Source organism: Mesorhizobium sp. P5_C1 (assembly GCF_054049815.1).
In genome coordinates this window covers 1-1,793 of record NZ_JBFULQ010000826.1, presented here as the reverse complement: position 1 = coordinate 1,793, position 1,793 = coordinate 1, and the positions used below count along the sequence as shown (strand labels likewise).

Annotated in this window: 1 protein-coding gene; it reads left to right on the top strand. The window is 58.6% G+C overall.

All coding sequences use genetic code 11. The features are described 5' to 3' along the window. Positions 1-439 precede the first annotated feature (439 nt). Positions 440-1,793: putative bifunctional diguanylate cyclase/phosphodiesterase (locus tag ACXJ7R_RS31680; RefSeq protein WP_457155250.1), on the top strand; the 1,354-nt coding region annotated here is incomplete at its 3' end.

Here is a 1,793-nt window from a genome sequence, read left to right as displayed (position 1 = left end):
CGGGGCGGGCTCAAAAGAGGCTTGGCCGGGGGCTGGGAAGGCCACGCGGCCTCATGGACCACGATATCATCGACCACAATATCTTCTTGAGGCGCCCATCGCGCTATCAAATCGCATAGCTGATTCCCGTCAATTCACGATCTGTTAACGAACTGTGACTGTTGATCGTTATCGACAATTTACCGCCAATCACAGCGGAGCATTTATGGCAACTATGCTGCTTGCGGCGCTTGTTAAGACGGCGAGTTGAAAGTTTGCCAAGCTTGACGTTTATGCTATTTTTAGACTGGGCGGCGCGAATCTGCATCGCTTATGGAGGTGGCTCTTGCGCCCAGAGGCATCAGGCGTCGGCACGGAGAGCGAGGGGCCTTCCTCGGTCGATGCTCCACGTGCCGGCGAAGGGGTTCTCTTTGACCTTTTGGCGAACACGACCGAACTTTTGTCGTTCTATGACCGCGACTTCCGGCTGACGCACTACGCAACAAGGCTCAAAGGCGTGTACGGAGCCGCGGTGGCGCTGGGCGCCGCCGTCTGGGAGATCTACCCGAGCTTTCTCGATGCGAAGTATCGCGACGAATTTCTTCGTGTGTTCCAGGGTGGCCCTCCGGCAAGCCTCGACCTGCCGCGATCATCGGGCGGAGCGCCCCGGTCGGTCTTTGTCTTCAGCACTGCAAATGGTGCCGGAATCATCGAATCAAGGGACCATGGCGGGCGGAGCGTTGCGGAGGAGCAAGAGCATGTAATTCTGCTCCATCAGGCAACGCACGACGCGCTGACCGGACTGCAGAATCGACGGCGATTCGGCGAGCGGCTGCAGCAAGCAATGGTGGCCCTCGGCGGACCAAAGCCGAAAGCTGCCCTGCTGCAAATCGACCTGGACGATTTCAAAGCGGTCAACGACACGCTCGGCCATGGGGCAGGCGATACGCTTCTTCAGCTCGCGGCGGGTCGTATCCGCGACGCGCTGCAGGATGGTGAGTCCGCGTACCGGTATGCCGGCGACGAGTTCGCTGTCATCCAATTGGGAAAAGAGCAGCCAGCCGAGGCTGAGCGCCTCGCCGGGTCGCTGGTCGACGCATTCAAGCAACCGTTCGTCATCAACGGCATTCCCGTCTTCGTCGGCTCGAGTATCGGAATTGCTTTCGGGCCCGAGCACGGGACCGATGGCGAGCAGCTGATGAAAGCCGCTGACATTGCTCTTTACGCTGCCAAGACAGATGGACGCGGCTGCGCTCGAACATTCAACCGTTCGATGCTGCTCTTGCTGGAACAACGCGAGAACCTGAGGCGCAGCCTTCGAACCGCGCTGGAGCGAGGCGAGCTTTATCTGGAGTATCAGCCGCTCATTCGGCCTCCCTCGTCGACGATCGGTTTCGAAGCGCTGCTGCGGTGGCGGCATCCCGACGTCGGAACCATTCCACCCAGCGTGTTCATACCGATCGCCGAAGCCGACGGTCTGATGGATGAGATTGGACGATGGGTGCTCGAGCAAGCCTGTCGGCAGGCCTTGAAGTGGCCTTCTTCGCTGACAGTCGCAGTGAACCTCTCGCCAGCTCAGTTCCTCAGCGGTACGCTGACGGACACGGTCGCCCAGATCATCGACGCAGTTGGAATCCGGGCCGACAGACTTGAACTAGAGATAACCGAGACCGTTCTTCTTGAGAAGACGATCGACAATATCGACACGTTGAATACCCTGAACGTCTTGGGGATACGAATTTCGCTCGACGATTTCGGCACATACTATTCGTCGTTGAGCTACCTCAAGAACTTTCCCTTCGACACCTTGAAGA